The sequence below is a fragment of the Massilia glaciei genome (assembly GCF_003011895.2).
Classification (GTDB): domain Bacteria; phylum Pseudomonadota; class Gammaproteobacteria; order Burkholderiales; family Burkholderiaceae_D; genus Telluria_A; species Telluria_A glaciei.
Genome location: NZ_PXWF02000132.1, coordinates 1 through 5350, shown reverse-complemented (window position 1 = coordinate 5350; position 5350 = coordinate 1). Strand labels below are relative to the sequence as shown.

The window sequence follows — 5350 nt, the reverse complement described above, 5'->3', positions numbered from 1 at the left end:
TCATCCTGCTCGATGTCGTCATGGAGAACGAGCGCGCCGGCCTCGACCTCGTCAGCTATATCCGCGATGAATTGCGCAACAAGGATGTGCGCATCATCCTGCGCACCGGCCAGCCCGGCCAGGCGCCCGAGAAAGAAGTCATCATCAAATATGACATCAACGACTACAAGCAAAAATCGGAGCTGACCGTCGACCGCCTGTTCACGTCGCTGATCGCGGCGCTGCGCTCGTATGAGGACCTGGTCACCATCAGCAACAGCCGCCAGGGCTTGCAGGACATCCTCGAAGGCTCGGGCCAGCTCTTCAGGAATCAATCGGTCCACCAATTCCTCAGCGGGGTGCTCACCCAGATCAACGCGATCTTCCATCTCGGCGACGATGCCATGCTCTACGTGCGTAACCTCGCCTCGCCCGGCGGCGAGGAGAAGGTCATGGCCGCCTCCGGCAAATACGACTCCTACATGGGGCAGGCCAGCAGCAGCTCCGCGTTTCCGAGCATGGTGCGCGCGGCGATCGCCGACACCCTCGCCAGGAAGGCCAGTTCGTACGAGCCGGGCCGCTTTTCGATCTATTTCTATTCCGCCAGCGTGTACGAGATCGTCATCTACATCGACTCCGGCCGCGAATTGAACACCCTCGACATCGAGATGATCGATATTTATTGCGCCAACGTCTCGCTCGGCCTGGCCAACGCCGATCTGCTCGAAACGCTAGAGGCCAAGGTCGTCGGACGCACCTGCGAACTGGCCCAGGCCAACGCCGGACTCGAGCAAAGGACGCGGGAACTCGAGAGCGCCAACGACCAGTTGCGCCAGATGGCGATGACGGACCCGCTGACCGGCATCTTCAATCGCCGCTACCTGCTCGACATGGGCACCAAACTGTTCAGCCTCGCCAACCGCTACAACTGGGACCTGTCGGTCCTGCTGATCGACATCGACCATTTCAAGGCCATCAACGATACCCACGGCCACGCCGCCGGCGACGCCGCGCTCATCCAATTGGCCGGCCTCGTCAGGAAGCGCCTGCGCGACTCGGATGTGTTCGGGCGCATCGGCGGCGAGGAGTTCGTCGTCATCGCGCCGAGCACCAACGCGGCGGCGGCGGCGCAGCTCTCGCAGCGCCTGATGGAAACCCTGGCTGCGGCCGACATCGGCTGGGAGGGCATCGCCTTGAAATTCACCGTCAGCATCGGCATCGCCTGCTCCGACCGCGCCGACAAGTCGATCGAGGCGACCATGGCGCGGGCCGACAGCGCCATGTACCAGGCCAAACACGCGGGGCGCAACCGCTATGTGCTGATCGAGGCGCCGGTCGATCCGCGGATGGTGGGTTGATCCGCGGGGCGCGCCCCGCCCCTTGCAAATAATTTTCAGGCGCGACAAAAAATGTCACGTCGATGACAATCCCTGTTCCCACGCGCGTCCCATTCGCCACCCGGGCAGGGGGCCGCACGCGCGCGCCAGCGCCTCGACTACATCGCCGCCGCGCTCGCGGACGCGCCCGAGGTCGTTTTGGCACATGAGCATGGGCGACTGGGCCCGCTTCAGCCTCGACCAGCTGGCCGGCGCCAAGGGGCGCGGCAAACTGCTCACGCCGGCCTCGTACCGCCTGACGCAGACGGCGCGGCCCGGCGGCCCCGCCGGCCTCGACTGGGGCGTGCAGGCCAGCGTCGCCGGCCGCCGCGGCCCGGCCCTGGTGCACCAGGGTTCGGACGGCGACTGGCTCGCGATCGTGGCGCTGTTCCCTTCGCTGAGCCCGCCGAACTGGGTGCCTGCCTGGGAGGGGATATTTTCTCATTGGACGGCAAACCCGGCGCGGCGGTTCCGCCGCCCCCGGTTCCGCCGCCCCGCCAAGACGCGCGCGATCGGGCGGACCTTTCCTTTTCACCGTTTCGGGCCTACATTGAGGGGTGGCCGTGATCGGCCGTGTCCCGCGTAAATTAATGCCGCTGGAGGGCGCCCTTGAACCTTTGCAAAAACCTGCTGGCCGTGTCCGTGTTGTGCCTGGCGCTGGCGCCGTGCGCGGGCGCGCCGCCGCCCGCCCGCGTCAAGGTGGTGGTGGCGACCGACTCGTGGGACCGGCTCATGTACCTCGACAAGAGGAAGGTGCCCAGCGGCGTGCTGGCCGACTTCGTCAACCGGATGAACGTGGTGCAGGACAAATTCCGCTTCGAGCTCGTGATCTACCCCCGGCTGCGGGTCGACCGCGCCTTCATCGCCGGGCAGGCCGACGTCTACCCGCTGCGCACCATGGCCTGGACCAATCCGGCGCTGGGCCTGCTGCCGACCAAAACCATCTTCACCAGCGGCGACGTGTATTTTTCGACCAGGAACAACCGCTTCGGCGGCGCCGAGGTGTTCCGCGACCTCAAGTCGCGCAACATCGCCGGCGTGCGCGGCTACCACTACCAGCTGTTCGGCAACAATCCGGACGAGGCGCATCTGAAGCTGCACTTCAGGGTCGACCTGTTCGGCTCGAACGAGCAGGTGGTGCGCTTCGTCATGGCCGGGCGCGCCGACATCGGCATCGTGCCCGAGGTGATCCTGGCGCGCTACCTGGCCGACCCCAAGATGCGGGCCCGGATCATCGTCGGGCCCGAATACGACTCGCTCGTCGAGCTGTCGCACCTGGTGCGCCGGGGCGGCCCGATCTCGGTCGGGCAGATGAACGCGATCGTCGACCAGATGGCCGCGGCGGGCGACGTGGCCCGGCTCAAGGCCAGGCTCAGCATCCGCGGGGGCGCACGCCCTAGACGCTGAAGCCGGCGCCGCCGAAGCCGGCCAGGAAGGCGCCGGCCTCGGGCGCCGGCAGCGGCTTGCTGATCATATAGCCCTGCACCGCGTCGCAGTCGAGGCCGCGCAGGAAGCGCGCCTGCTCGACGTCCTCGACCCCCTCGGCGATGACCTCGAGCCCCATGCTGTGCCCGAGCGCGATGACGGCCTTGACGATGGCCGCGTTGCCCGCGTTCTTGAGCATGTCGCGCACGAACGACATGTCGATCTTGAGCTTGTGGACCTTGAGCTGCTGCAGGTACGACAGCGAGGAGTAGCCGGTGCCGAAGTCGTCGATCGACAGGCGCACGCCGAACGCGCGCAGCTCTGCGAGCGACTGGAACGACAGTTCGCGCTCGAGCATGACGAAGCTCTCGGTGATCTCGAGCTCGAGCTGGTCGGGCCGGATGCCGGTCGCCCCGATGGCGCGCTTGACGGCCTCGGGCAGGCCGCCGCGGCTCAGCTGCACGGCCGAGATGTTGACGGCCGTGTGGCGCGGCGCCAGGCCGGCGTCGGACCAGTACCGGATCTGGCGGCAGGCCGTCTGCAGCACCCAGTCGCCCAGTTCGACGATCAGGCCGCACTCCTCGGCCAGCGCGATGAAGTCGTTCGGCGGCACGTTGCCGCGCGCCGGATGGTGCCAGCGGATCAACGCCTCGAGCCCGACCAGCGCGCCGCTGCGCAGGTCGACCTGGGGCTGGTAGTGGAGCGCGAGCTCGCCGCGCGCGCGCGCGCCGCGCAGGTCGGCCTCGAGCGCGAGCCGGTCCCTGGCGCGCCGCCCCATCTCGTGCGAGAAGAAGCGCAGGCTGCCGTGGCCCTTGGCCTTGGCCTGGTGCAGGGCGGCGTCGGCGCTGCTTTGCAGCGTCCCGACGTCGCGCCCGTCGTCCGGGTACAGCGCGATGCCGACGCAGGCGCCGACATAGGCGTCGCTGGCGTCGAGCCGGTAGGGCAGCGACAGGGCGTCGATGATGCGCTGCGCGGTCAGGTCGGCTCCGGGCGCGTTCGGCTCGTGCTCGAGCACGATGTTGAACTCGTCGCCGCCGACGCGCGCGATGGCGTCGACCCCGGGCAGGGCGGCGCGCAGGCGCGCGGCGACCTCGACGAGCAGGCGGTCGCCGGCGCCGTGGCCGAGGCTCTCGTTGACGGTCTTGAAGTTGTCGAGGTTGAGGGACAGGACCGCGAAGCCGGTGCCGTTGTGCTCGGCCTGGCGCGCCGCGTGCGCGAGCAGCTCGCCGAACAGGGCGCGGTTGGGCAGGCCGGTGAGCGGGTCGCGCCGGGTGGCGAAGTCGAGCCTTTGCTCGGCGTCGCGGCGCGCGGTGATGTTCGAGTACGAGCCGCGCAGGCCGAGCGGGTTGCCGTCGCCGTCGCGCACCCGTTTGGCCACGTGCTCGACCCAGCGCTCGGCGCCGTCGCGGGTGCGGATGCGGAACGCCGACGGCGCGCTCTCGGCGCGCGCGCCGGCCGGCCCGGCGCCGTGCCAGGCGGCCAGGTCGAGCGGGTCGATGATCTTGTCCATCAACAGCGGGTCGGCGAAGAAGTCGGCCGGCGCGTAGCCCGACACCGCGGTGCAGGCCGGCGAGACGTACAGGTAGCCGCCGTCGGGCGCGAGCCAGTACTCCCAGTTGGGCGAATAGTCGGCCAGGATCCGGTATCTCTCCTCGCTCTTCTGGAGCAGCGCGGTGCGCTGGGCGACCAGGCGCTCGAGGTGGCGGCGCAGCCGGCTCAATTCGAGGTGGGTGCGCACGCGCGCGCGCACCTCGTCGATGTCGAACGGCTTGGTGATGTAGTCGGCCGCGCCCAGCTCGAAGCCCATGAGCTTGTCCTCGGCGCTGTCGGCGACGGTGACGAAGATGACCGGGATGCGCCCGTGCTCGGGCAGCGACTTGATGTGCTGGCAGACCTCGTGCCCGCCCATGCCGGGCATCATGATGTCGAGCAGGATCAGGTCGGGCGACTCGGCGCGCACCATCTCGAGCGCCTTGGCGCCGCTGCTGGCGATGAGCACGCGGTAGTCGTCGCGCAGCACCTCGAGCAGGCCGTGGATGTTCTCGGGCACGTCGTCGACCAGCAGCAGGGTCGGCGCGCCGGCCGCCTCGGCGCCGCCCTCGCCGTCGAAGCGGGCGCTGTCCTCGCGGTAGCGGCGCAGCGTCAGCTGGGTGCTCACGCGCAGCAGTAGCAGCTCCGGGTCGATCGGCTTGGTGATGTAGTCGGCCACGCCGAGCTCGAGCCCGCCGGCGACGTCGGCCGCGTCGCCCAGCGAGGTCACGAAGATGACCGGGATGCGGGCCGTGGCGGGGTCGGACTTGAGGCGCGCGAGCACCGAGTAGCCGTCCATGCCGGGCATCTTGATGTCGAGCAGGATCAGCTCGGGCTGGGGCGCGCGGCGCGCCAGCTCGAGCGCCTTCTCGCCCGAGGTCGCCGCCGTCATGGTGTGGTGCGCGCTCAGGATCGACATCAGGAGGTGCAGGTTCTCGTGGACGTCGTCGACGATCAGGATGCGCGGGCGGTGTTGGCTCGGTCGGGGCATGGTGCGGGTCCGGTGGCGGGGGCTGGAGGGGGCGCTGAAGGGGGCGCTA

At 69.1% G+C, this 5350-nt stretch carries 4 protein-coding genes; 3 read left to right on the top strand and 1 reads right to left on the bottom strand.

What is annotated here, in order from left to right; all coding sequences use genetic code 11:
- From C7C56_RS09680 to C7C56_RS09670, 3 genes are all read left to right on the top strand, one after another.
- Positions 1-1337 (top strand): diguanylate cyclase (locus tag C7C56_RS09680; RefSeq protein ID WP_146204382.1); only part of this gene is annotated, 1337 nt, incomplete at its 5' end.
- 190 nt (positions 1338-1527) lie between these two features.
- Positions 1528-1941: a hypothetical protein gene (locus tag C7C56_RS09675; protein ID WP_146204381.1), complete on the top strand. Its 414-nt coding sequence runs from the start codon at positions 1528-1530 to the stop codon at positions 1939-1941.
- A gap of 23 nt (positions 1942-1964) precedes the next feature.
- Positions 1965-2762 (top strand): substrate-binding periplasmic protein, encoded by a 798-nt coding sequence (locus C7C56_RS09670; RefSeq protein WP_106757225.1) that lies wholly within the window; start codon positions 1965-1967, stop codon positions 2760-2762.
- Here the strand turns inward: C7C56_RS09670 and C7C56_RS09665 are convergent.
- Positions 2752-5301 (bottom strand): GGDEF/EAL domain-containing response regulator, encoded by a 2550-nt coding sequence (locus C7C56_RS09665; protein WP_106757228.1) that lies wholly within the window; start codon positions 5299-5301, stop codon positions 2752-2754. The two genes, C7C56_RS09670 and C7C56_RS09665, sit on opposite strands and share 11 nt — an antisense overlap.
- Positions 5302-5350: the final 49 nt, after the last annotated feature.